At 54.9% G+C, this 22,056-nt stretch carries 30 protein-coding genes; 22 read left to right on the top strand and 8 right to left on the bottom strand.

The window, feature by feature from the left end:
• Positions 1-287 precede the first annotated feature (287 nt).
• Genes ACR0M9_RS20455 through ACR0M9_RS20445 form a run of 3 tightly spaced genes read left to right on the top strand, consistent with a single transcriptional unit; the run spans position 288 to position 1,352 of the window.
• Complete coding sequence (locus ACR0M9_RS20455) at positions 288-509, top strand: hypothetical protein (protein ID WP_480774523.1); 222 nt, start codon at positions 288-290, stop codon at positions 507-509.
• A gap of 6 nt (positions 510-515) precedes the next feature.
• On the top strand, positions 516-863 hold the full coding sequence (locus ACR0M9_RS20450) for a hypothetical protein (protein WP_480774522.1): 348 nt from the start codon (positions 516-518) through the stop codon (positions 861-863).
• A gap of 24 nt (positions 864-887) precedes the next feature.
• Positions 888-1,352, top strand: a complete 465-nt coding sequence (locus ACR0M9_RS20445) for a GIY-YIG nuclease family protein (protein WP_480774521.1) — start codon at positions 888-890, stop codon at positions 1,350-1,352.
• Positions 1,353-1,624: 272 nt separating this feature from the next.
• Here the strand turns inward: ACR0M9_RS20445 and ACR0M9_RS20440 are convergent, their stop codons facing one another.
• The 8 genes from ACR0M9_RS20440 to ACR0M9_RS20405 all read right to left on the bottom strand — a co-directional run bounded on the left by ACR0M9_RS20440 (position 1,625) and on the right by ACR0M9_RS20405 (position 7,659).
• Positions 1,625-1,912: a hypothetical protein gene (locus tag ACR0M9_RS20440; protein WP_480774520.1), complete on the bottom strand. Its 288-nt coding sequence runs from the start codon at positions 1,910-1,912 to the stop codon at positions 1,625-1,627.
• 13 nt (positions 1,913-1,925) lie between these two features.
• Positions 1,926-2,075: a hypothetical protein gene (locus ACR0M9_RS20435; RefSeq protein WP_480774519.1), complete on the bottom strand. Its 150-nt coding sequence runs from the start codon at positions 2,073-2,075 to the stop codon at positions 1,926-1,928.
• 143 nt (positions 2,076-2,218) lie between these two features.
• The gene (locus ACR0M9_RS20430; RefSeq protein ID WP_480774518.1) at positions 2,219-2,566 is read right to left on the bottom strand and encodes a hypothetical protein; all 348 of its coding nucleotides are present in this window, start codon (positions 2,564-2,566) and stop codon (positions 2,219-2,221) included.
• Between the two features lie 5 nt (positions 2,567-2,571).
• Positions 2,572-3,237, bottom strand: a complete 666-nt coding sequence (locus ACR0M9_RS20425; protein ID WP_480774517.1) for an AAA family ATPase — start codon at positions 3,235-3,237, stop codon at positions 2,572-2,574.
• 184 nt (positions 3,238-3,421) lie between these two features.
• The gene (locus tag ACR0M9_RS20420; protein WP_480774516.1) at positions 3,422-4,099 is read right to left on the bottom strand and encodes a helix-turn-helix transcriptional regulator; all 678 of its coding nucleotides are present in this window, start codon (positions 4,097-4,099) and stop codon (positions 3,422-3,424) included.
• A 195-nt stretch (positions 4,100-4,294) separates the two neighbouring features.
• A complete protein-coding gene (locus tag ACR0M9_RS20415) occupies positions 4,295-5,566 on the bottom strand; it encodes a helix-turn-helix domain-containing protein (protein WP_480774515.1) in 1,272 nt (423 codons plus the stop codon).
• 386 nt (positions 5,567-5,952) lie between these two features.
• On the bottom strand, positions 5,953-6,726 hold the full coding sequence (locus ACR0M9_RS20410) for a hypothetical protein (protein WP_480774514.1): 774 nt from the start codon (positions 6,724-6,726) through the stop codon (positions 5,953-5,955).
• 114 nt (positions 6,727-6,840) lie between these two features.
• Entirely contained in the window at positions 6,841-7,659 is an 819-nt protein-coding gene (locus tag ACR0M9_RS20405; RefSeq protein WP_480774513.1) for an acyl-homoserine-lactone synthase, read from the bottom strand.
• 364 nt (positions 7,660-8,023) lie between these two features.
• Between ACR0M9_RS20405 and ACR0M9_RS20400 the strand changes: the two genes are divergently transcribed.
• The 19 genes from ACR0M9_RS20400 to ACR0M9_RS20310 form a co-directional block, all read left to right on the top strand.
• Positions 8,024-8,365, top strand: a complete 342-nt coding sequence (locus tag ACR0M9_RS20400) for a hypothetical protein (protein ID WP_480774512.1) — start codon at positions 8,024-8,026, stop codon at positions 8,363-8,365.
• A gap of 177 nt (positions 8,366-8,542) precedes the next feature.
• Positions 8,543-8,956 carry a thermonuclease family protein gene (locus ACR0M9_RS20395; protein ID WP_480774511.1) on the top strand — a complete coding sequence of 138 codons (414 nt, stop codon included), beginning with the start codon at positions 8,543-8,545 and terminating at the stop codon, positions 8,954-8,956.
• Positions 8,957-9,187: 231 nt separating this feature from the next.
• Entirely contained in the window at positions 9,188-10,369 is a 1,182-nt protein-coding gene (locus tag ACR0M9_RS20390) for a YadA-like family protein (RefSeq protein WP_480774510.1), read from the top strand.
• Between the two features lie 116 nt (positions 10,370-10,485).
• Positions 10,486-11,118, top strand: coding sequence for a hypothetical protein (locus tag ACR0M9_RS20385; RefSeq protein ID WP_480774509.1), 633 nt, complete (start codon positions 10,486-10,488; stop codon positions 11,116-11,118).
• Positions 11,115-11,540 (top strand): TSCPD domain-containing protein, encoded by a 426-nt coding sequence (locus tag ACR0M9_RS20380; protein ID WP_480774508.1) that lies wholly within the window; start codon positions 11,115-11,117, stop codon positions 11,538-11,540. Before ACR0M9_RS20385 ends, ACR0M9_RS20380 begins: the two co-directional genes overlap by 4 nt.
• The gene (locus ACR0M9_RS20375) at positions 11,537-12,181 is read left to right on the top strand and encodes a lytic transglycosylase domain-containing protein (protein ID WP_480774507.1); all 645 of its coding nucleotides are present in this window, start codon (positions 11,537-11,539) and stop codon (positions 12,179-12,181) included. Before ACR0M9_RS20380 ends, ACR0M9_RS20375 begins: the two co-directional genes overlap by 4 nt.
• A complete protein-coding gene (locus ACR0M9_RS20370) occupies positions 12,178-12,474 on the top strand; it encodes a hypothetical protein (protein WP_271951197.1) in 297 nt (98 codons plus the stop codon). Before ACR0M9_RS20375 ends, ACR0M9_RS20370 begins: the two co-directional genes overlap by 4 nt.
• 3 nt (positions 12,475-12,477) lie before the next feature.
• Positions 12,478-12,756, top strand: a complete 279-nt coding sequence (locus ACR0M9_RS20365) for a VirB3 family type IV secretion system protein (RefSeq protein WP_152460684.1) — start codon at positions 12,478-12,480, stop codon at positions 12,754-12,756.
• Positions 12,749-15,115: a VirB4 family type IV secretion/conjugal transfer ATPase gene (locus ACR0M9_RS20360; protein ID WP_480774506.1), complete on the top strand. Its 2,367-nt coding sequence runs from the start codon at positions 12,749-12,751 to the stop codon at positions 15,113-15,115. Before ACR0M9_RS20365 ends, ACR0M9_RS20360 begins: the two co-directional genes overlap by 8 nt.
• Positions 15,112-15,249 carry a hypothetical protein gene (locus tag ACR0M9_RS20355; protein ID WP_170417970.1) on the top strand — a complete coding sequence of 46 codons (138 nt, stop codon included), beginning with the start codon at positions 15,112-15,114 and terminating at the stop codon, positions 15,247-15,249. Before ACR0M9_RS20360 ends, ACR0M9_RS20355 begins: the two co-directional genes overlap by 4 nt.
• A complete protein-coding gene (locus ACR0M9_RS20350) occupies positions 15,249-15,995 on the top strand; it encodes a type IV secretion system protein (protein ID WP_480774505.1) in 747 nt (248 codons plus the stop codon). Before ACR0M9_RS20355 ends, ACR0M9_RS20350 begins: the two co-directional genes overlap by 1 nt.
• Positions 15,992-16,492 carry a hypothetical protein gene (locus ACR0M9_RS20345; protein ID WP_480774504.1) on the top strand — a complete coding sequence of 167 codons (501 nt, stop codon included), beginning with the start codon at positions 15,992-15,994 and terminating at the stop codon, positions 16,490-16,492. Before ACR0M9_RS20350 ends, ACR0M9_RS20345 begins: the two co-directional genes overlap by 4 nt.
• On the top strand, positions 16,489-17,553 hold the full coding sequence (locus tag ACR0M9_RS20340) for a TrbL/VirB6 family protein (RefSeq protein ID WP_480774503.1): 1,065 nt from the start codon (positions 16,489-16,491) through the stop codon (positions 17,551-17,553). The genes ACR0M9_RS20345 and ACR0M9_RS20340 overlap by 4 nt, the downstream gene beginning before the upstream one ends.
• 17 nt (positions 17,554-17,570) lie before the next feature.
• Positions 17,571-18,215 carry a VirB8 family type IV secretion system protein gene (locus ACR0M9_RS20335; protein ID WP_480774502.1) on the top strand — a complete coding sequence of 215 codons (645 nt, stop codon included), beginning with the start codon at positions 17,571-17,573 and terminating at the stop codon, positions 18,213-18,215.
• Entirely contained in the window at positions 18,215-19,027 is an 813-nt protein-coding gene (locus tag ACR0M9_RS20330; RefSeq protein WP_480774501.1) for a TrbG/VirB9 family P-type conjugative transfer protein, read from the top strand. Before ACR0M9_RS20335 ends, ACR0M9_RS20330 begins: the two co-directional genes overlap by 1 nt.
• Positions 19,027-19,707 carry a hypothetical protein gene (locus tag ACR0M9_RS20325; RefSeq protein WP_480774500.1) on the top strand — a complete coding sequence of 227 codons (681 nt, stop codon included), beginning with the start codon at positions 19,027-19,029 and terminating at the stop codon, positions 19,705-19,707. Before ACR0M9_RS20330 ends, ACR0M9_RS20325 begins: the two co-directional genes overlap by 1 nt.
• A 13-nt stretch (positions 19,708-19,720) precedes the next feature.
• Positions 19,721-20,101: a hypothetical protein gene (locus tag ACR0M9_RS20320; protein ID WP_480774499.1), complete on the top strand. Its 381-nt coding sequence runs from the start codon at positions 19,721-19,723 to the stop codon at positions 20,099-20,101.
• Between the two features lie 37 nt (positions 20,102-20,138).
• On the top strand, positions 20,139-20,972 hold the full coding sequence (locus tag ACR0M9_RS20315; protein WP_480774498.1) for a TraB/TrbI/VirB10 family type IV secretion system protein: 834 nt from the start codon (positions 20,139-20,141) through the stop codon (positions 20,970-20,972).
• 102 nt (positions 20,973-21,074) lie between these two features.
• Positions 21,075-22,056: ATPase, T2SS/T4P/T4SS family (locus ACR0M9_RS20310; protein WP_480774497.1), on the top strand; the 982-nt coding region annotated here is incomplete at its 3' end.

Genomic DNA, 22,056 nt, shown 5'->3' with positions numbered 1-22,056 from the left:
TCCAATAATCAATGCGAGCCGCGCGCCTCGCGCGGATCTCCCAGACCTATTGCAAAAGCGGGCGTTACCCTTTGGGCCGAAACAAGCATGTCCTGGCGACCATTTGGCCGCGGTTAAGCTGGCTCGGGACGAGACAGATTCACCGCTACCCGGGCCGAAGGGAGAAAGGTCGTGATTGGTTCGGGTCGGAGGCCGGTCTGCCGGCGTCCGACTAGCACGCGGTCACGCGCCCATAGGCGCGGGATTTGCCAGTATCCAACTAAATAACTGCGTGCTAAATCAGAAGCATGAGTGAACCAGTCTCCAAAAAGTGCATGACGCCCGAAGAAACCGCAGTATTTTTGAGCGCGCCCATTTTAGAGGTTGTGCCCCTGCCTAATGGATTTGGGTTGGTCGTGGATGTGGCTAGTGACGACGACGAAACAAACATTGAACGGCAGTATTTTAAGTTCGATGATGCGACCGCTGCCAATACGTTTCGGAACCTAATCAAGTCGGGGGTTAACTAAAAAACCATGAATGGGACTGAAAAAGACGGGAAGATTGGCTTTGTAAAACTGGACGACCCAAAGGGATGCTTCGGAACAGAACTTCACTTTGAAGAAGCAGATTGTGAGGGCGTCAGCCTTACGGTACGAACTCTTTTCGAAGGCACCTATGGCGGTGTTCTTTTGGAAGTGTCGCAAATTTCTGATGATGAACCTTTGCTACAGATCCAATCCGACACCACACGCGAACCACGTATTGAATTGTCACCGGAAGACCTCGCTCAAATTGGATCAGTCTTCGCCGGGATCTGCCGGAAGTATGATCTGTCCGACAAAGAAGATGGGTGCGAGACGCGCCCATACTTTAAGAGCTAAGCGGAGGTGCTTCGCGATTTGAGGATGAACAAAAAACGACGTTCCGCTGAGGTCCGATGGCTTGCGAAGCGGGTAAAAATCGGAACGGTCTATCTATTGGTAAGCCGCGACAAGCCGGATCTGTTTAAGATCGGTTTCACGGAGCGGCTGACAAAAGAAAGGCGGCGAGAGTTAGAACGTGCCTCTGGCGAACAGCTAACCATTGCCTACTCAGTGTCGCTGCCCTGGGCATACGCGACGGAACAAAGGCTTCATAAGTTCTATCGTCGTCGCCTGCGCGGATCAGCACCAGAGCTGGGAACGGAGTGGTTTCGTCTGAGACGTTGGGAAAGCCTGCAGGGTGTTCGAAGGCGTATGAACAGCATAGCAAAGCTGACCGAATGGGAAGCTAGAATTAAACTGTCGTGGGGCAAGGGCATCGAGGTCCGCAGCTTCACGAACCCAAATGTCTTTGCGGATGCTCAAAATGAAAGGCGGCATCATGCCTGAAGAAGAAGAACGGGTTTGTCTGATCGACGCGGATACAGACGAGCGCGCGGCCTATTACTACGGCCCAGGTTGGAGGGCCTTAGACACCTTGCCTGAAGCTGGGATAATCGACTGCATAAGCGTGACCGGTTTGCTTCGCGTTATTGACGCATCGAAACCGAGAGACGCGATACGGTCCAGTGATGACAAGGGGCCGCGTAGGGTCGCATTGGGGTTAGCTCATAAGCCGGGAAAGATTTGGGCGGTCGCATGGCGGCCGAGATCCTGACGCCCTACCCTTCCTTCGCTGCTTGGAATGCGTGCTGACAGGCTTGGAACAGCAGCGCGGAATCCACGTCGATGTGCTGGACAGCACGGCGATCTCCTTTGGTCACACGAATAGACTGGTTCGCTGTGAGCAAATGGACTGACGCACCATCGAGCTGTGTACTGCAGAAAAAGTTGCCGCCATTGTCAGTTTCTTCAATCTCGCATGATCGGAGAAATTGAAACAGATTGGCCTCTGACCGTTCCAGGCGAAGCCTCAAGGCGGCGGCGATGTCGTGAATGTCTTTACTCATCGAAGATCCAACCTTAGCTCAACCGCTCCAAGAGGCGCTGTTCAAGCTCGATTTCCAATTGCAGTCTTGTTTGCTCGTTGGGATCTTCAGTTGCAGCAAGCATTTTTTGCAGGGTTTCAATACGGCGTTGATAAGTCTGTTGTTTTGCGTTGAGCGTACTCAAGGCCGCACTCCCGGTTTAGAAGAAAAGAAGGCCCGCCGAAGCGGGCCAGTTATTCCTTTTTCGCCACGAAAAAGGTTTAGAAATTGAGTAGCAGATTTCTCCATCAAGTCCAGCCTGGACGGAGCTGCGCACGTAGCCATTTGCTAGGTCTGTTCGTCGCCATCCGGCCCCATAAGTTCCTCTAGCATCCGCCAATACGGCACATTCTGCTCGTCACAGCGCGCCTTGAAGGCGTCCAGCACCCTTTTTGGGCCAGTCACAAGGAACTTGTCTTGCGGCTCTGTCTGGCGGCGTCCAGCGCGTCTGGGGGACTTTTTGGCAGCGGACGGTCTCTTAGGCTCACGGCTGACGAAACCCAGATCAGCGCCGCCCTCTGCCGCTTCCTGCAGCTTTTCGGGGGCAACGGTCTTTCTGTTGCTCTTGAGAGGGATTTTAGTCGGCTCGCTGCCGCTATCGGTGTCGTCGTCGTCACCAAAACCATAATTGCCCATGTCCCCTACCCTTTCAGCAGTTCCAAGGTGTTCATTGCGAACGCCTTGGCATTTACGGTCGCTTTGCCAACATTCGATACTTTTGCTGAGTCCAGCTCAGCCAGCAAATCAGCGTCGCGGAAAATGCGGGTGTATGCTGCTCGGCGCACTAGCGCCGTATCCAGAACAGGCACACCATTCAGCGCGGCACGAACGTCTTTCTCGTCATTCGTTTGAAACGCGGCATTGGTCCGGACCATCAGCAATGAATACTTGATTTCGCGGTTGATCATCTTGGATGTGCGCTGGACCAGCTTAACAGCACGTGATGCCTGTCGTGTTTCCATCGGAGTGGGTTCAAACGGGATAATGCAAAGGTCGCTTTGGGACATAGCAAAGGTGACGATCTGTGACGCCGTACCTTCCATGTCCATCAACAGCACCTCGCACTTGTCCTCATAGGCCGCAACGAGGTCGAGTAGTTCGTCCTCAGCAGGTCCATCGACAACCTCGAAAGGCAGCTCTGCGTCCTTCTCTTTGCGCCGGTCGCGCCAATTGACCAGGTTGTTGTTCGGGTCACAGTCAAACACTGCGACTTTGTAATCCATTTTCGCAAGCTGTTCGGCCAAGAGGAAACACGATGTCGTCTTGCCTGTGCCCCCTTTGGGGTTCACGAAACTGATGCTGATCACTGCTCTATCCTTCGTTGCTTCGCCTGCCTCTGGCGATAGTAAAATTGATATTAGTTTTGATATTGATATTAAGGCAGGCTGCGCAAGTCAATATCAATATTACACTCAATATTGATTTCAATATCATATTAACAGCAATATTGATATTAATATTAGGTAGCAGAGCCGCATACACGGCCACCGATCAAAGCAAGCTGGCGCGGCTGGCTTTGTGAATGAGACTGAAGTTGGTGCGGCAACCCACTCTTTTTCTTGCCGTTTTCAGGCGGGCTTTCACAGCAGCAGGGGTCAAGTCTAGTTCACCTGCAATCTCGTTAACGCCCATGTCCATTGCCAACAGACGCACAACCTCAACTTCTTTTTCGGTCAGCTCTACAGATTCAGAGGCGAGGTCAACGAAACCATCGAACCAATCAGAAATGCTCTGCAATTCGCTATCTTCAAACTCTCGGTCGTACCGCGCCGCAGTCAGCAGAGACTTCTTGAAACCCTTTGTTCGGCTCAGCGAGACACCATAGATCAACCCATACTTGGCACTGGCCTGAAAGACCTTCCAGGGATCAGGCAAGCGAATTTCGGACCAACGCTTTGTCATCGAAATAGAGGATAGGGCGGAAAGAACGATCGGGTCTTTGGACACATAGCTCTTTTCGATGTATTCGGTCTGCCATTCCTTGTCGAAAGTGCTGTCGTAATACTTAAAGCCAAGTGGCGTATAGTTGATGATCAGCGTGAAACCCGAGTTCGCAATCTCAGAGATCCACTTACGGTCCTCGATGTAGTTGCCCACGTTGGTAGGCTGATCCACGGTGACAATAGAGCCGTTTAGGTCGCTTGGATTATACACTCCGCCATGCTCCATGAAAATTTATGCCAAGTACAACTTCCCCGAGAACAATAAAAGGGGAAGTCTGCTGGCTATTTCTCCGCCCAAACGTCCATAGGGCAGGGGGCATGGCTAAGTTTTCAGTGCCTTTTCGCAAGATTTACAATCCTTTAAGACGATTGCGCCGAACGTCGGCCAAGAACCGCTCACAACAGCGTGATTGAACCTCGATCACATTCTTAGGTTTTGTTCGTCCTCTTTGGCTCGGCGGGCCAACAGACCCATGAAACTTGAAATCAGGTTCAGGTCGCCTTTTTCGTCGGCCTTCACCATCCCCCGGAAGTATCCGCCTGGACTGACAACGGGGGGTTGCTTCGGGTCTGACAACCGTGCGTCAGCGATCAAACCAGCAACCATAGCTCCCAAAGGCTTGAGCCGGGCGATAGCGTCTTGCCATGCGGAAATGTTGGTGCCTACTTCGGACAATCGTGTCCAGGTGCCTGTCTCGATGTCATACCAAGTCGGGTTGGGGTTTTCCATCCCGCCACCAGCGATGTCGATGTGCATTCGCAGTTCCGGTGAAGCAAGCTCATAAAACAGCCTGTTGCTGATCTTGGGCAGCTTTTCGGGATTGTGCGCTTCGGAATCCGCTTCATACTTGCTTTCTAAGCAATGCGGAGGGCCGTCAGGCCCGGAGCCTGAACAAATTGGTTCCGAGGCGTTAGCCGAGGGCCTTGTTATCTCGCCATCGGCGTTACAGGACAAAATGTTATCTTCTATTTGGTCTTGTATATGGCACCCGAAACCAGCTTCGGGTTCGCCCGAAATATTGGTGGGTTTCTTCACAAAGGATTCTGCTCTTTTCCACAGATCATGTGCTGCCTGGACATGCGCAGCGAGGCGTTCCAGCGTCATGTACTTCAGCTTGTCAGCGCGCGGCCATGACCGAAACTCGTCCATAAGCTCGTCAGAGGCTTCAGGAGGGCAGGGGAGCGCCGCCAGAGTGGTCAGAGTGACCTTGACGTAGCGATACAGCCGTGAGCGGTCTCCACGCAGCTCGTCGTGCTGCTTCTTCTCTGCTCGATCCCGTTTCTCTGCGTCCAGCATGTCAGGAATGAGGTTCAGGGCAGGGGTCAGGTAAAGGCCAAGGCCCTTACGCTTGCATCTGGCACCATTCGCGCCAAGCCTGCGAGCCAGCAGGCCGATGCGTTCCAGCTCGCGCTCGTGGTTGTAGATGGTTTTGTCTGTCAGGCCGCGCATGGCGATGAGCGTTTCCTGTTTGGCATAGCAGAACGGTTCTTGTGAAACGTCCCGAAAGGCAGTCGGAGAAATCAGGTCGATGATGATTTCGAGTGTTCGAATGCACTGCGCTGATAGCCCCATGATCTGAGCGTAGACAACGCACAGTTGACGAAACCGGTCACGGTTCCAGGCTTCGGGCAAACCATTGTGATAGCGCGTTGTGGGCTGCGCCTGAGCCGTTGCAACGTGACGGAAACTCATGCCTGAGACCTCACACGCTGAGTTGCGCAGCAATTTTGCGCGTCATTTTTGGGGGCGCACTTCGCCTGTTTTTTCGTTTTCATGCTCTGCTTCCTCGTTCGTGAAGCAAGGCGAAACGGGCCTCAAAAGCTGGCAAAACTTTTCTGTTCGCACAAATGCGTTTTTTTCTTGCCTGTCTTGTGGGAGGTAAGCTATGAATGAAGTGACCAAACTTATTCATAGAGATCCCCCCCGTAGAGGCCCCGCCTTGCGGGGGTTCTTATTTTAAGGCTCTTGGAAACTCCTTCCGATTCTCTCTGTCATATGCCTGTGACCCTACCAGCATCGGGCTTGGCTCGCTAGACGTGGTGGGCATGGTCTGGGTCATCGGCTATACTTTGTGTCAGTTAATATCGGACCAGCTCGTAGTCGTATCGACCAAAAGTGTCCGACCATTCAACGCCAACACCTCGGAAATAGCTGGGGCATTGCTTGCGCAGGGGAAGCCAGTTTGGCAGTCCGCCTGACGCTCGATCCGACCAATTGAAGTTGGCGTTTGCATCGTAGGTTCCGACTGCCACATCCAACCGAACTTCGCATGGTCCATCGCGTTCGCGCACCTTGTAGCTGTAGTGGCGCACGTCGATGACACGGATCGAGCGGACAACATCGAAGTCTGATGACGACAGATCCACGGCGGCAAGCGTGGGCGCTGGAAGGGTAGGGGTTCCGTCCCCGAGGTTAGCCCAAGGCATATCCGATGTATCGAGCGGCTTCCAAACGGCGGCGTGTGTGTCGCCCAGGGCGTTCCAGGACTCGGACGAGAAAGACGCCTCTACAACTTGAGGGGTGTCTTGATCGTCAGTCGGCAATTCGGGCAGCGGATTGGCGCTGACCTCTTTGATGGCTTCGAGGCGTTGCATCGGTGACAGGGTGGTAGATCCTGCCGCCGCGCCCATCGGACAACGCCAAAGCTGAAGCGGTGGCTCAACGGGCAAGGGGGTTATGCGCCGAATGAACTCTGCACGAGCGGCATTGCAATCTGGTGAACTCGGCCAGCCGCCCGCGAGGCACAGGAAGATCGCGCAGTCGATTGGGTAGGCTGAGGACGCTGTTGGTGCGACAATCGCAGACGACGAAACCAAAAGCGCCAGTTTGATTGATTTAGACAATTGAGTCATGACAATCCTCTCTGACTTGGAAACACGACATGGTTGAAGATGTCACGCACACGACAACCGGTCAACTTCCTTGTCATTGACATCAATTGCAATGAAAATCAATCATTGCATTGTTTATGATGCCATTTGCGTGGGCAAGTTGACCCTCAAGAATGACGAGGCGTCGGGTTCCTGACCGTCCCAAGGGATCGACCAACGAACCTGTTCTTCGCCAGTATTCCATTTGAAAACGATGCCAACCCGGTCACGCTGGTCATTGAACAGCTCTGCAACAGGGTCTCCGCTGGCTCGGCTCCGGTTAGGCTTTGGCCGAATTGTCTTGGGCATTTTGGGCGTTTCGCAGACGTTTGTTGAGAACGCAAGGAACGTCGAATGCTGATCAGAAACCAAGTTGCCCATTGGGCGGGGTGAGAAACCCATCATCTTAGCCATTCGCATGAAGCTCGGTGCGCCCAGGAACAGGCAATGCTTCGCCCCGACAGACAGAAGGTACTCGTTGGCTTTCAGCAAAACGTGCGGTGCGATGCGGAGTTTCCCATTCGAGATAATGCGCGTCAGCTCCCATGTGTCGGTGGATACAGGGGGCGGCAAAAAGCAGAGGTTCGACGGGATGCCCTCGATGCGCTGCAGGTATGCGTCACGGATCATGTACGAATTTGGGTCAGGGCTGAGCGCGTTTACGTATTCTTCCCTGTCGGTCCGGAGTAGGCGTGCACCGCCGAGAACTTGTTTCTTCTCCTTGTCGATGGCCAGGACATACTTGGTGAGGTGACAATCGTACTCGTCGTATTCGCAGCCCATGATGCTGTCCAGCTCCCAGCCCATACGCTCACAGAACACGTTGCTGCGCATTCTGTGGAACTGCCGCCGGTACACATCATCTTCATCACTGCAGTTGAAGGGTATTACCTTCACTTCAATTCCTGATTGCACTTCCAACTCCGTACTTTGCTTCCTTGGGCATAGTTCGCGCCACGGTTGAGAGACGGTTTAAGAGAGAAAAAACGGGTCGGTAAAGTGTCGCGTTGCCAGACCTATACTTTGGTTAGGTCACTTGTACTTTGGTTGGGTCTGGCAACTTGTGATTTGACAAAGCTGAATTTTTCGGAATCAAAACATTCCATTGCGGTGATTTGAAAACATAATTCTGACGCAATTTATTTGCACTGTATCAATGCAATGGCATTGATTTAGTAACATGCCTGTGATAGCTAGGTAGGTGAGATGACAGCTATGCACTTCATATTGGCGCAATGCCCTAGTAGAGACTCCATTAAACGATGGGAGTCCGCAACCTATGAGAGAACTAACACCTGTGCTTTTGGAAAATGGGTTCCGGGAAGCGTTGCAGGATGGGGGTATTCTGGAAATAGACTGTACGGCACCAGTCGTACACGCCCGGAACTCCATCAGCGGCGAATGGAAATTCTTCGTAAGATCAAAAGAAGGCAACGACGAGATCAGGCAAGTCCTTGTCGTTCAGAGAAACATCGAACATCGAGTGGTCAAGACAGCGTTAGGCGCGATGAGCTTGGCGGCTTCATTGGGGGCAACGGTCGTGGCCGTGCCCTTTGTGGAGGGTGAAACCGGTGTTTGCAAAGTCGATCCCAACGCAGTCTTCGAAAACGACACAAGTTGACGGCTTTTGGTCGAATCAACCACAGCTTGATTCGCGGCCACAAAAAACCCCTGAAATAGCGAGAACAGTTGCCGCCACTCACCCGGCACGGCGCGGGGTAGGGTGCCTCATTGCGAGCGCGCTCTACCCCGTTGCCGAAGGTTTCTGCTTTGCAATCCGTCGCGGAGGGCAGGGCGCATGAAGAAGGTTCTTCTATTCTCGGCGGCGCTGGTTGGTGTGATGCTGGCCGATCATCGGTTTGGGCAGCGTAAAACAACAATAAATCTGCCTGCGTCAGCAGTTTATGCCGTGGACGGTGACACCATCGACCACGGGGATGACCGCTATAGGCTTGTCGGTTTCGACACGCCAGAGACTTATCGAGCGCAATGTGAAGCCGAAAAAGCAATGGGCCTAAAGGCCAAGGAACGGCTCACAGAAATCATTCAAACAGCGGGACAAGTGGAACTGGAGGTTCAAGAAGAACTGGACGAGCATGACCGTTTCTTGGCGGTCGGGCGTGCGGGCGGTCAGGAGGTGGGGGCCATCCTGATTTCAGAAGGGCTCGCACGCCCCTACAGGGGCGGCAAACGTCAGCCCTGGTGTATCTGAGCTGAAGAACTGGAAACAGGAATGCAGCAAGAGGAAGGAAACTAATCGAGCAAAGAGCGGTCCTGTCGGTTGCGCCAACAACCGGCAGGACCTGAAACGCCCCCAAGTCCATCTGGGGCATTCCTCACACATCAAGAGAGTAACTGTACTATGGTAAAAACAGCATCACTCAATGCTGCCCCCAAGAATCATGTCAGCAAGGGGGGAGTCAACCGACGCGGCGTGTTCTTCGTGAATGCCAAAAGGGTATTTGGAGTTGTTAAAACCCTGACCTTTGGCGCAGCAATCGGCCTGACGATACTTGTCAGCCAAGCAAATACCGCTTCTGCGCAGCAAGGTGGTAACAGCGTCATTACCGGAACCGGTACTGGAACCGGCGCTATAAGACAATGCGGCGATAACGATCCAGGTGGCGGATTTCTGCCATGTATTTCGAACACGTCAATAAACCAAGCCATTGACGACCGCATTCAAGCAGCAGGGGCCGCAACACCCGGCGCTAACACAGTCGGATCATCGCAGATCATCGACAACAGTGTAACAGGCGCGGACATCCAGAACGGGTCCGTGACCGGGACTGATATTGCTGATGGGTCTGTCACCGGGACCGATATTGCTGACGGATCTGTCACCGGCACGGACATTCAGGACGGTTCGGTAACGCAGAATGATCTTTCTGATAACTCAGTGGGTTCGGATCAGATCATTGATCAGTCGGTGACGCAAGCGGACCTTGCCAACAACTCGGTCGGATCGGCCCAGATCATCGACCAGTCGGTGACTCAGGCGGACCTTGCCAATAATTCGGTCGGATCAGCCCAGATCATCGACCAGTCGGTGACTCAGGCGGACCTTGCCAACAATTCGGTCGGATCAGCCCAGATCATCGACAACAGCGTGACGCAGGCGGACCTTGCTGACAACTCGGTTGGGTCAGCTCAGATCATCGACAACAGCGTAACGACCGACGACATCGCCAACGGCACAATCCAAAACGAGGATTTGGCCGAGGGGTCCGTGAACAGTCAGACAATCGAGAATGGCTCGGTTCTCTTGGAAGATCTGAACACCGAAGTTCGTCAGTACATCGACAACGGCAATTCCAACGTCCTGAACCAAGCGAACAACTACACAGATCGTCGCGTGAACCAGTTGGAATCAAAGGTCGACCGCAACGCGGACATTGCAAACGATGGGGTCGCAATCGCGTTGGCGGCGCAAGTGCCAACACTTTCAGAAGGAACCGTTCAAGCCGTCACTTTGGGGTACGGCTACTATTCGGGTTCTTCAGCGTTTTCCATCGGCGGGACAGCCCGGATCGAGGACACCAATTGGCAAGTCTTTGGAACAGTGGGGTACGGCTTCAGGGCTGAGAAAATCGGTCTGAGCATGGGCCTCCTGTGGAGCCGGTGACGGCTTCATGCCGGTGACCGGGCGTTTGATTTCCTCCCTCTCAAGCGCCCGGCTCGAAGCACCCGTAATAGTAATTATGTAAAAACTACTGACCTATTTTATTGAAAGGCGGAAAGGTGATCACAGTGGCCTTCGACACTATCGAAAGCAAGATTGATCGGCGCTGGGTGCCTGCCGCCCAGAGCTTCGAGCAAGCCCGTAAGGACATTCTCACCGTAATCCGCCACCTTGCCGGAGAACGGTCAAGCATCAAGCGCGCGATGCGCGAATACTGGCTGGAAAGCGATGCCCGCGCCACAGCTTTCGGGATCGCGCTCGAAATGTTCCATGTCCTCAATGATCTTGGGTATGACCGTGCAAATCGGCTCTACAAAGCCTTGAAGCTGCACGCAGACGTTAACAAGGTATTGGGTCCGAAAGAGCTGTTCCGCTTTGCTTCACCGGAAAAGGCCGCTGCGCTCATCCAAAGCAGCAGCCGAGCGGACTATGCCAGCTCATACGCAACCCTGAAATTCGGTTGCGACCTGTCAGGCACAATCGACGCCGACACTGCGCGCGACGTTCTGAACCGGCATGAAGCCCTTTGGTTCGTCTACCCAAATGCCACCTATCACGTTCACCTGATCCGCGAAGGTATCTGGCTGGACATCGTTATGCCGCTTGAAGTGGTCGATGAGCTGCGCCTTGACGTGGATTTCGCAATGGAAATCCGACAAGCGGAACTTGATGCGCAGGGAGCTTTGTCATGAACAAGCCTGCGCGGAAAGTTCTTCCTGATCGTCGGCTGGCTGAAACACGCCGCGTTGAAACTCCGCAAGGGCACACTGCCTTTGTCACCATCGGTTATGATCCAGCGTCGCCAATCAAACCCCGTGAAGTGTTCTACAGCGGTGGTTTTCGGTCTGGCAGTGACCTCGAATATCATCTGCATGACCTGTGCGTTCTGATTTCGCTGTTGCTGCAGCACGGCGTAGCGGCTTCGTTTCTGTCGCGCTCTATCGCTCGCAAGACTTCGGCCCTGGGTGGCGAAGAATACGCAAGTCTCGCAGGCTGGTTGGTGGATGCTGTCAGCATTCCGCCGTCCTGGACCGATGAGTACGTGGCCGCGACCGGTGACGACCAGAACGCCTCCCCTTTCCCGACAACGCAAGCAAAGGAGAAATCCGAATGATTGCAGCAATGCGGCCCTTCCTTGTCGTCTCCACTGCCTTTGTGGCGACCAGCGCAAGCGCCCAGGTCATAGAATACGAACCGGATGGCAGCGTGTTTCTGAATGGTGCACGGGCAGAAATCGTCAATGGCGTCGTTCGTCCGATCCGGATGCGTGAATACACGCTTGACGAAAAACCTAAAGCGCCGAAGGCCAATACACAGGAAAAGATCGAGATTGCGGGCAAGGCACCGCGGCCTCGCAAAGCCTCTGGCGGCTGGTCGCAGGAGCGGATCGTCAAAGAAATCCATGCAGCGGCAAAACGGCACGACATTCCGGCTGAGTTGTTCATGGCACTGGTCTGGCAGGAAAGCCGGTATCGGGCTGATGCTCTGTCACCCAAAGGTGCCTATGGATTTGCACAGCTCATGCCGGGAACGGCAAAAGACCTTGGCGTGAACCCAAAGAACCCTGCAGAAAATCTCGACGGTGGTGCCCGCTATTTGGCGGCGCAGTACCGCGAGTTCGGAGACTGGAAACTGGCGCTCGCCGCCTACAACGCCGGTCCCCATCGCGTCGTCCAGTATGGCGGCATCCCCCCGTTCACCGAAACCCGCGACTACGTGCGGATCATCCTCAGCAAAGTGAGTAAAGACCTATGAAAAGACCCCCCATGAAACGGCACCACTTCATCCAACAAGTGGCATTCTTTGCGCTGACAATGACCATCGTTAGCGCAGCACCGGCCTCCGCTGGCTGGCTGCAGGATGCCATAGGCGATTTCATCAACGAGACACTGGCCGACTCGAAGGTTGTTGGCGTCAGCCTTGCCGCTGTCGGCTTCATCTGGGGCTGTCTCGCCTACGTGTTCGGCTGGGGTTCGCTGAAAGGCCCGGTAATCGCTATCGTCGTCGGCGCTGTTATCGGCCTCGCTGATACATTCATCGGAGCCTGATTGATGCCGCGCCGCAATACGGTCTTTCGCGGCCTGAGCCGCCCCGCAGAATGGGGCGGCCTACCCGTGATCTATCTGCTGGTGATCCTCGGGATGACCATGCTTTCGTTCTTCATGTTCGGGATAGCGCCAGCAATCATTGCGGGTTTTGTTTTCTACACCGGGCTTCGCCTTTTTTACGAATGGGAACCGGCTTTCTTCCGCGTCCTGTCCGTAACCCTTTCCAAAACTCCGCGCACCAAAAACCGCCAGCATCATGGGGGAGATTACTATAGTGCCTAAGCCTGCTGCACAGGATTTGTGGACCCTTGCCCGCTCGTTGATCGAGCCGAGCTGGCGCAAGGATGAAATGAGCCTCTTTCAGATGTTGCCGTATGGCTATGTCGTGGACGATGAGGTCATTTCCACACGCAACGGTGGCCTTATCGCCGCTGCAGAAATCACCGGAATCAACGCAAACACGCTGGACGAAAACGAGTTCGAGTTCCTGGCCGAACGGTTTGAGCGTGTATTGCGCACAACACCCAACGAGGTGGCATTTTATGTTCATCGACTGACCGTCCCGGCTGAGACGGGTCATGTTATCACAGATCCAACCGGCTTTGCCGGTGCAGTGGCGCAGGCCATGCGCTCAGCGTCCGTCGATGCGGAGCTGAAGGAACGCAAGATCATCATCAGCGCCATTCTCCAAAAGCGGCAGGATGAGCGGGCAAAACAGATGTTCGGCATGTCGTCTGGAACGATAGACGAGGAACGCCGCGAAATGATCGAACAGCTCGACGGTGTTTTCACAACACTGGCGGGCACGCTGGGCGAGGCCCGTGTGCGCCGGCTGAAGCTCAGCGAGGGGCGTTGGCTCGGCTATTATGGAATGCTGTTGAACGGTCGGTATCAGCCGATCATTCACACGAACATTGCAGAACCCATCGCCTTCAACATGCCGCAAGAGGATGTGCTGTTTCAGGGCAAGACCGGCAAACTAGTCACGGGCGACGATCAGGAACGCTCCATCCGTGTGTATTCCCTGAAGAATTACCCGATGGCTTCCTTCCCCGGCATTTTCGACGGACTGGACCTGCCGGTTGATGTCGTCATTTCGCAATCCTTCCTGCCGATCAGCCGCGCCCAGGCGCAGGAAATGGAACGCCGCAAGTCGGGACAAATGCGCTCGGCTGGTGACAAGGCAAAGTCTCTCGAAGAGGATTTGTCCATTCTGGCGGACGGTATTGCCTCTGGCACCATGTCACTCGGTAAGCACCACCTGTCGATCTGCGTGTTTGGGAACGAGGAAGATCTGAAAACCGCCGAAAAACACATCATTGGTGAAATCCAGATTTCGGGTGGCACGGTGAAGCGCGAAGCGATGTCGGCGCGAGCGGTGTACTTCGCGCAGCACCCCGGAAATTTCGCATTCCGTCCCCGTGAAGAACTGATTACGGACCAGAACTTTGCGGACATGGTTGCGTTCCACATGCGGCCCAAAGGGCTGGACGCGGAAAAGCTGCCCTGGCCGGGGCCGTTGGCGACGTTCCCGACAACGCACGGGGACAGCTACGATGTTTCGCTGCACCTTCCCAAGACCAGTAAAGACCCTGAAAACCTGCCCTCCGGCCACACAATCGTTCTTGGACCGAACGGCTCGGGTAAAACTGTGATCGCGATGCTGCTGGCGACTATGGCGGTGGCACAGGGCGCGCGGATCATCGCTTTTGACAAAGACCGGGCAATGGAAGCTCCGATGCGGGCGCTCGGTGCGCAGTACACCCGCGTCCGAGTTGGTGAACCAACAGGCATGAACCCGTTTCAAACGGAAACGGATGAGGCCGGTCAAAGCTGGTTGGCGAATTGGGCCACAGCTCTGATGAGTTACGACGATAAACTGACAGCCGAACAGAAAGACGAGATTAAACAGGCGTGTCAGGCAAACGCGACGTTGCCGCCACAACTGCAGAACTTCGATTCACTGGTCGAGCGGTTCAGAGCCTTTGATGATGGCAAAGACCTCTTCAAGCGCGCGAGTGAATGGGCGGGCGACGGGCGTTTGTCGTGGATGTTTGGCGAGGGTGGCACAGATCCGTTTGCCTCTGACGATCGGCATCTTGTGTTCGACATTTCTGAGGTTCTGGATGACGAGTTGGTCCGGTTGGCGTGGATCAGCTACGTCATGCGCCAGATCGAACGCCGTTGTGCCGCGAGAGTGCCCACTGTCTTTGTGATTGATGAAGCCTGGGTGATTGCTGGCAATCCCTACGGCGCGAAAATCCTCAAAAACGCTTACACCACGTATCGGAAGCTGAACGTCATGATGATGATGATGACGCAGATCCCCGATCACATCCTGTCGTCAGCGGCAAGTAAGTCGATCCTGGAAAACACCAGCACGCAGCTCTTGTTCCCCTCTCGATCCGGCAATGAAGCGGATTACCGGGCAATCGGCTTGAACGATTCAGAGCTTGGTGCGCTGAGGGCGCATTTTGGCGACCGCGTAATGCTCATGAAGAAAGGTGATGAGAGTGTTTGGCTCGATGTCGATGTCGGCGCTCTCGGCCCGCTTCTTCGTGTTCTGAGTGGATCAGACGGGAAATCGTTCCCTGATCCTGACTGGCGACAAAACCCCAACTTTTGGAAGGAAATCACATGAAAACCCGCCTTGTCATCGCCCTTGTAGTTCTGGCCGCTGTCTCGGCCTGCACCAGCACCTATTCGGGCTATCGCAGCAAATGCGCCTGCGACTTTGAGCGCATGACCCCCCCTGAAAACCTGGAGCTTGTCTGATGACTGTATTTAAGACCCTACGCACGACGATTGCCGTTTCCGTATTCGCCGCCCTGCCCCTGTCAGTGTCCGCTCAGGGTGTCCCGGTGGAAGATTTCAAAAACCTGACACAGAACGCCGCCAATTCCGCCAAGGAGGTCGCGGAAATGGTCCGTCAGTATGAACAGCTGGTTGAGCAATATGAAAAGCTCGAAGAACAGCGCGCCCTGTTGGAAAACTCCTTCAAAACCATCAGCGGTTTGACGGATCTGGATGAGTTCAACAGCCGCAGCTTTTTGAAACTGGCGACTGCTGCTGACACGCTCGGCTACGCGCTGGACGCAGCGGAGGGCGGTATCTCCGGCCTGCCCGATGTCGCGGCTCAGGCAATGGAACGTCGATCCATCAACCTCGGCCTGAACGATGGCATTTTGTCCGAGTTCAGCGGATCGGATGTGCAGGCTCGCCGCATCCTGTCTGAGCGTGGTGGTGCGGGCCTGATGGCGTCGGCGTTGGGTGAGAATGGCTATGACATGGCCGGTCAGCTCTCCGAAGATGCTGAAAAACTGCGCGGTGAAATCGGTCAGCAAGAAGATCTGAAGGATGCAATCGACTATAATACGGCGGTTCTCCTGAAACTCCTGCAAGTTGAAATTGAAATCTTGCGCGCAACCTCGGCTAATGCTCTGGCGTCGGGCACGGATCTGGCTGCAACCGCTGCCGATCTTTCGACACTCAGCAACTATGTACGAGGAACCTCACAATGAAACTCCGCTCAACTCTCATCCTGACCATTGCAGCCGCCGCCGTTTTCGCGGGGGCTGCATCAGCCCAGGTGAAGCTGCGACCCACACCAAACGTCGATTGGCCTTTTGGCGAGTACCGAGTGTGCTTTGGAAATACGGGTGTCAACAACGTCGCTAAACAGTTTGTTGAAGAAGATCAGGCGCGTATGGCCGATGCTGGTCAGCCAGCAGATAAGCAATACCTGGTGAACAATTGGTCAGTCGTAATTCTCAATGAACAGATCATTGCTGCTCACGAGCATACAGCAAAACAGTGCGAATTGCGAAAGGCCGGTGAAGGGTTCGATACGGATTGTCCACTCGGAAACATGAGCCGTAGTGCTGCGGTGAAAGCTGTTGGTGCGGATAAGCCTGAATTTTGGAACCAACCTTCATCGCAACATGCTGAACTCCAGAAAGAGCAGAAAGCTCGGCTGAATAATCTCGGCCCAGTGTTAGCGGAGGCATGTGGGCCGTGATTCAAGATTTCGTCAGCTCGATTGAAACAGCAATCAACAACTTCTCACAGAACGCCTTCAATAGCCTGGCTGCGGATCTCGCAGCCGGTCTATGGGCCATCGCCGCTCTAATCTTCGTGGCAATGTTGATCAACGGTGTTTTGCAGATCCGAGAGATTGGGTTCGGTGGTTATGTCGGCTGGATCATTCGGGCGACGATCATCATCGGCATGGCCTCAAGCTGGAGTTTCTTTCAGCCGATCTATCAAGGCATCCAAACACTGCCTGACAGCATTGCCGGGGCTCTTACCGGCACAACGAATGTCTGGCAGGCGCTCGATGATATTGCGGACCAGTGCTTTACCATGGGGCAAACCGCCATTGAAAATGCCACATGGGGCCTAAGCATCACCGGCGCTGTTCTCTGGGTGGTCGGAGCAATTATTGTCGCATTCGGGACAGGGATTGCGCTGATCGCCAAAGGCGGAATGGCGGTGCTGCTCGGCTTAGCGCCGGTATTCATTGCCACACTGCTCAGCTCAGCAACGGCCAATATCTTCGCGGCATGGGCCAAAACGACTGTGGGCCTCGTCATGGTCATCGTCGTACTGACAGGGATCGTTTCGCTCATTCAAACACTGTTTGCCGCTGAGCTGAACACCGTTGAAGATGTGAACAACATGACGGCGAGTGGCCGTTTTCTGGCCGTGTGCATTATCTCAATTGTAATGCTTACGCAGATCCCGTCGCTCGCTGGGGGAATGTCCGGTGCAATCGTTTCAGCATCATCGGGACTTGCAGTGGCTTCGGGTGCAGCCGCAGCAGCCAGAAACGTGATGGGCACGACTGCTGGTGCCGGACGCAACACAATTGCAGGAGGCAAGACTGCCGCCGCAATGGCCTCCGCAGCCCGTGACGGGACAGGGGTTCGTGACAGCGCCGCCCGTGCAATGCAAGCGCGTCGGGACATAGCACACAGAGCCCGCAATCAGGATGGGGCGGCTCGCCAGAGCTACGCCGCTGATCGCTATCGTCAGAGCATTCGGGCTGCTCGTGAAAAACCGCAACCAACATCATCTTAATCCGAGGTACAGAGCAAATGTCACACGTGACAGATCACGAAAAAGAACTCTTTCTGGGCGCACGCCGCGATGCCTTCAAATGGCAGGTATTCGGCATGGTCGGCATGGCAATGGGCGTGGCTTCCATTGTCGGGTGGGCAATGCTCCTTCCCTTGAAGGAAATCCGCGCGGTGCCATTCTCCATTGATCCGGACACGAAGCTGCCGGTGCTGCTGACTGAAAAGGTCGAAAAACTCGAACCTTCTGAGGCGATGGCCTTCCGTGAAGTCGCAAATTATGTGCGCGACCGCGAAACTTATGATGTCCAGGACAACAACGAGCGTTTGAAATCGGTGCTGCGTCGTTCTGATGAGCTGGCCGAAACGTCCTACCGCGAACTGTGGGATGGGTCGAACGACAACCATCCGGACGAAATCTATACGCCCAAGACAAAGGTGCAGACCGAAATTCTGGGCGTCTCGCCGGTCAACAATGAGACGGTGCAGGTCGAGATCCGCAAGTCCCTGATCGTGCCAAACCAAGCAACGGCCTCCGCCCGCTACGTGGTCACTGTGACCTACGGGTTTGAGGAAAAAATCGTGACGTCGATGGATGAGCTTCTGGAAAATCCGTTCGGCTTCGTCGTCACCAACTACCGCGTAGACGCAATGGGAGACATCTGATGCAGCGTTCTTTCAAAACACTCACCGCCACCGCAGCAGCAGTTTTGGCATTCTCTGCGCCTCTGCTCGCTGAAATCACACCGACACCGGACGGAAAGAACGCGGATCACCGCATCACGCATTTCCATTACGTCGAGAACCAGGTGTACCGCATCCCTGTGGGTGAACGTCTGATTACCTATGTTCACTTTCCGCAGGGCGAAACCGTCCGCAGCATTGGTGCGGGCGACACTGAAAGTTTTCAGATCACCCGCCTGCAGGAAGGCCGCGTGATCGCATTCAAGCCGGAAATCCTGAACTCGGATTCGAACCTGACCGTTCTGACCAATCGCGGCTCGTACAACTTCTATCTGGTTCCTGCTGAAACTGCCGCTGAACGCAAAAGGGTGCCGTTCCGAGTCACCTTCTATAGCAACAACAAGGGTGGGACCACGACGACCCGTGGCAAAGTAGCGCTAAGCGAACCCAAGCCAACCGGGCGGTTCGTGAACCAAAACTACTCGCGCTCGGGCAAAGCCGACTTCGCGCCTACTGCCGTGTGGGATGATGGCGTTCACACCTATATGCAGATCCCGCAGGATGCGGAGCTGCCGGGTATCTTCCGCGTCCTGCCTGACGGGCGTGAGTTGATGGTGAACACCACAGTCAAAGAGCGCGGCATTGTCCAGGTGCAGGGCCTTTCAGATCTTTGGACACTGCGCATCGAGGACACTTCGATCTGTGTCCGCAACGATGGCGACGAGTTTCAGCAGGCCAGCGCAACGGGCAGGCCAGTCACTTCACAGACAGTTAAACCGGGGGGCAGCAAGTAATGGATCGCAATCAGACAATTGCGGCACGGGAGGCGGCTGAACAGCCTCCCCTGCGTTCCCGGAAAAGGCTAGAACCCAAGAAGCTCATCGGCGTTGCCCTCGCGGGTGCCGTGTTCGTTGGTTTCGCTTGGTTTGTGCTGGGCGACGACACCAAGAACAGCCGCACGGGTGTCCGCGTCGATGCCCTGCAACAAAGCGGTGGCGAACGATACGGGCTTTTGACCGCACGGGGGCCAGAGGTCGATGAGCCAGAACCAGAGGCTTTGCCCGAGGAAATAGCGGTGGCAACACCGGCATCAGTGCCGCAGGTCGATTCCGAAGGGCTGAAACAAGCCCTGAAAACAATCGAGCAACAGAATGGCCGGATTTCCGATCTGCAAGACGAGCTGACGGATGCCAAAGTTTCGCTGTCCGAAAAAGACGGTGAAATTGCAACGCTGACCCTGACCAACGAGCGCCTTCAGGTCAGATATGATGAGCGCGAGAAAAAGTTTCAGACGGAGCTTGCGCAGGCGGTTGCCGATGCTGAGGCGCGGGCGCTCGCCAGTATGAGCCATCTGCAAACCCAAGGTCTGACCGAGGACGAACGGCGCAGGCTCGAAGAACTCAAGCGGATGCGTGAACGCCAGAACCAGTCGGACGGCATCGTGTTCGATGAAAACCCACTTCGTAGAAATTAAAGGAGCAAAAACCATGGGTGATTTCATTGCACACTTGCTTGGGCAGTTTGACAGACGATGGTTGTTTCGAGCCTACTTCATAGGTTTTTTGTTCTTGTGTCTTTGCTCGTTAATGACGCTTGGCCTCGTAGCAAACCCGTCAATTGATCAGGGTGAACGTGGGACATCAACCGCAGTAATTCTGGTGCTTTCCATACTGAATACGTTGCTGTTCCCGTTCGCAAAGCTCGTGTGGAACAATCTGAAAGGTTTCGTCCTGGGCGACACCATTCTGCTGTCGAACTTCTTGTTTCTCATCGTTGGCAAGTTCGTCGTCAATTTTACGCTTTGGTGGCTCGCCTTGGTCATCGCCCCGTTCGGCGTCGGCTACCTCTGGTTCAAAGGTCGAGCGTAATTCAACACATTCTAATGTTCGTAAAGGGATACCTCACATGAACAGAACAGCACTTACCCTCGCACTGGTCACGTTAGCCTCAAGCGCGATTGCACAGGATGGCACCGGGCAAAACTACCAGCCTATCAACGGCGGCTCGCAACCAGTGATTTTCCAGCCCTACCCTGCCGCGCCTCAACCAATCCAGGTTCAGCCGGAAAACACACGCCTGCCTGAAGAACAGCGCGGCTATCAGGAAAACCCGAACACGACTTGGCAAAACAACCTGGTCGAAGAATATCCGCCCATCGTGGGGGCCTCGATCATTGACGATCCGTCGCGCACACTGACTCAGGGCACGGTTTTGACAGCCGTGTTTGGCGGGGCCGTAAGCTCGGAGCTGCCGGGGAGTGTTGTGGCGACGATCACACGTGGCGTCTATTCGATGGACGGCACTCGTTTGCTTCTTCCACGCGGCTCAAAGCTCTATGGCGAATACCGCGCCGATACAAAGCTTGCGCAAACGCGGATCGCTGTTGTTTGGAGCCGGGTAATCACTCCGGATGGCTTATCCGCGCAAATCGGGTCCGCCGGGACGGATGGTCAGGGCCGGTCTGGCGCAACCGGACGTGTCGATACGCATTTCGGTGAACGGTTTGGGACGGCCGCGCTACTCTCGATCATCGGGATCGCGCCGGTCGCACTGGTGGCCGACAACGATAGCAGCAATTCGGTGCAAACAGATCTGGCAACGCAGGTCGGTTCGAATTTGCAGAATGCCACAGCGGCGGCGTTGGAGGACTATTTGCGGATCACGCCAACCATCTATGTCGATCAGGGTAGTCGTATCAACGCCATCCTGCAGCGCGACGTGGTGTTCGACAACTTCTGAGACAGACCCCTTGAGGCGGCCGTATCGTCGGCCCTTCCGGCCGCTCCCCGCACAATTGAATGCGGTAGCGGCCTTTTTTGACGGAATAACAAGGACAAAAATATGAGCGGGCGAAATGGCAACGGCCTTCTGGAATACTATACAGGCAAGATCGAGCATCTGTTGCACGATGAAAGCCTGAGCGAGATTTCTGTAAACCCTGACGGAGCGGTCTGGGTTGAGGAAATGGGCACAACAAACATGACCAGAACAGACATCGCTCTGACCAGAGACGATGTTGAGAATATCGGACGATGCGTTGCTGGGTTCAGTGACGTGACTTTCGGAGAAAAGAAACCCATTGCGACGGCGAACGTGCCGACACAGCAGGGCAAAGCTCGGGTGCAGGTTGTCATCCCGCCCGCGACAACCGGCGTCGGGTCCGTGGCGATCCGCCTGCTCCGCGTGAAAACCGTCGATCTGGGCGCGTTCAGCTTTGCCAGAAAAGAGGCCGCACTAGCCGAAAGCAACGACCACAGCGCGCTTGAGACTGCGCGAGCGGCGCTTGCAGCGGGCACGATGAGCTTTGACGAGTTGGCTGACCTCGCGATGCAGAGCAAATGGAATGTGATTATTGCGGGCGGTACATCTTCCGGCAAAACCACCGTTCTCAATGCCATGCTGAAGCGTGTCGATCCGGGCGAGCGGATCGTGACGATAGAGGAAGTGGCAGAGCTGGACATCGAGCAACCAAACTTCGTGGGCTTGCTTGCGGATCGTTCAGAAGAAAATGGGCCTCGATCCCCGACAAAGCTGCTTGAATCGGCGTTGCGCCTCCGGCCTGACCGGCTCGTTTGCGGTGAAATCCGGGGCGACGACGCGAATATGTTCCTGGAGCTGGTGAACACCGGGCATGACGGATCTGTCTGCACCATGCACGCCAACTCGCCCGTAGATGCCATTGGTCGCATGAGCAAAATGGTGCGGCGCGGATCTCCGACCGTCCAGAAAGCCGAAGTGGTCGATGACATCAGAGCCACCATTCACATGATCGTCCACATGAAGAAAATCGGGGACGAACGGAAGGTCAACGGCGTGATTTTCC

The organism is Ruegeria sp. CH2 (assembly GCF_056537065.1).
The sequence above is the reverse complement of the archived record's forward strand: the minus strand, read 5'-3'. Positions and strand labels throughout refer to the sequence as shown.

Excerpts from the sequence above, each read along its gene's own strand:
- ACR0M9_RS20455 (WP_480774523.1), top strand. The coding sequence starts at position 288 with ATGAGTGAACCAGTCTCCAAAAAGTGCATGACGCCCGAAGAAACCGCA.
- ACR0M9_RS20450 (WP_480774522.1), top strand. The coding sequence starts at position 516 with ATGAATGGGACTGAAAAAGACGGGAAGATTGGCTTTGTAAAACTGGAC.
- ACR0M9_RS20445 (WP_480774521.1), top strand. The coding sequence starts at position 888 with ATGAACAAAAAACGACGTTCCGCTGAGGTCCGATGGCTTGCGAAGCGG.
- ACR0M9_RS20440 (WP_480774520.1), bottom strand. The coding sequence starts at position 1,912 with ATGAGTAAAGACATTCACGACATCGCCGCCGCCTTGAGGCTTCGCCTG.
- ACR0M9_RS20430 (WP_480774518.1), bottom strand. The coding sequence starts at position 2,566 with ATGGGCAATTATGGTTTTGGTGACGACGACGACACCGATAGCGGCAGC.
- ACR0M9_RS20420 (WP_480774516.1), bottom strand. The coding sequence starts at position 4,099 with ATGGAGCATGGCGGAGTGTATAATCCAAGCGACCTAAACGGCTCTATT.
- ACR0M9_RS20415 (WP_480774515.1), bottom strand. The coding sequence starts at position 5,566 with ATGAGTTTCCGTCACGTTGCAACGGCTCAGGCGCAGCCCACAACGCGC.
- ACR0M9_RS20410 (WP_480774514.1), bottom strand. The coding sequence starts at position 6,726 with ATGACTCAATTGTCTAAATCAATCAAACTGGCGCTTTTGGTTTCGTCG.
- ACR0M9_RS20400 (WP_480774512.1), top strand. The coding sequence starts at position 8,024 with ATGAGAGAACTAACACCTGTGCTTTTGGAAAATGGGTTCCGGGAAGCG.
- ACR0M9_RS20395 (WP_480774511.1), top strand. The coding sequence starts at position 8,543 with ATGAAGAAGGTTCTTCTATTCTCGGCGGCGCTGGTTGGTGTGATGCTG.
- ACR0M9_RS20380 (WP_480774508.1), top strand. The coding sequence starts at position 11,115 with ATGAACAAGCCTGCGCGGAAAGTTCTTCCTGATCGTCGGCTGGCTGAA.
- ACR0M9_RS20375 (WP_480774507.1), top strand. The coding sequence starts at position 11,537 with ATGATTGCAGCAATGCGGCCCTTCCTTGTCGTCTCCACTGCCTTTGTG.
- ACR0M9_RS20370 (WP_271951197.1), top strand. The coding sequence starts at position 12,178 with ATGAAAAGACCCCCCATGAAACGGCACCACTTCATCCAACAAGTGGCA.
- ACR0M9_RS20365 (WP_152460684.1), top strand. The coding sequence starts at position 12,478 with ATGCCGCGCCGCAATACGGTCTTTCGCGGCCTGAGCCGCCCCGCAGAA.
- ACR0M9_RS20355 (WP_170417970.1), top strand. The coding sequence starts at position 15,112 with ATGAAAACCCGCCTTGTCATCGCCCTTGTAGTTCTGGCCGCTGTCTCG.
- ACR0M9_RS20350 (WP_480774505.1), top strand. The coding sequence starts at position 15,249 with ATGACTGTATTTAAGACCCTACGCACGACGATTGCCGTTTCCGTATTC.
- ACR0M9_RS20345 (WP_480774504.1), top strand. The coding sequence starts at position 15,992 with ATGAAACTCCGCTCAACTCTCATCCTGACCATTGCAGCCGCCGCCGTT.
- ACR0M9_RS20335 (WP_480774502.1), top strand. The coding sequence starts at position 17,571 with ATGTCACACGTGACAGATCACGAAAAAGAACTCTTTCTGGGCGCACGC.
- ACR0M9_RS20330 (WP_480774501.1), top strand. The coding sequence starts at position 18,215 with ATGCAGCGTTCTTTCAAAACACTCACCGCCACCGCAGCAGCAGTTTTG.
- ACR0M9_RS20325 (WP_480774500.1), top strand. The coding sequence starts at position 19,027 with ATGGATCGCAATCAGACAATTGCGGCACGGGAGGCGGCTGAACAGCCT.
- ACR0M9_RS20320 (WP_480774499.1), top strand. The coding sequence starts at position 19,721 with ATGGGTGATTTCATTGCACACTTGCTTGGGCAGTTTGACAGACGATGG.
- ACR0M9_RS20315 (WP_480774498.1), top strand. The coding sequence starts at position 20,139 with ATGAACAGAACAGCACTTACCCTCGCACTGGTCACGTTAGCCTCAAGC.